Origin of the sequence: Pseudarthrobacter sp. B4EP4b (assembly GCF_006680095.1) — a bacterium.
Taxonomy (GTDB): Bacteria; Actinomycetota; Actinomycetes; order Actinomycetales; family Micrococcaceae; genus Arthrobacter.
In genome coordinates this window covers 1-284 of sequence record NZ_VHIJ01000118.1, presented here as the reverse complement: position 1 = coordinate 284, position 284 = coordinate 1, and the positions used below count along the sequence as shown (strand labels likewise).

General features: G+C 62.3%; 1 protein-coding gene. It reads left to right on the top strand.

Features of this window, described 5'->3' with window-relative positions; all coding sequences use genetic code 11:
- Positions 1–284: alpha-amylase family glycosyl hydrolase (locus tag FNL14_RS23140; RefSeq protein ID WP_255470979.1), on the top strand; the 284-nt coding region annotated here is incomplete at both ends.

Genomic DNA, 284 nt, shown 5'->3' with positions numbered 1-284 from the left:
ATTTTTGTGGACACCGAGGAATCGAACTGGACGTTCGACCCCATCCGGCGGCAGTTTTTCTGGCACCGGTTCTTCAGCCTCCAGCCCGATCTGAACTTCGAGAACCCCAAGGTGATCGAGGCCCTGTTCGACGTGGTGCGGTTCTGGCTGGACCAGGGCATCGACGGGCTCCGTGCCGACGCCATCCCGTATCTCTTTGAGGAGGACGGCACCAACTGCGAGACCCTGCCCGCCACCCACGAATTCCTCCGCAGGCTCCGGGCCATGGTGGACGAGAGCTACCC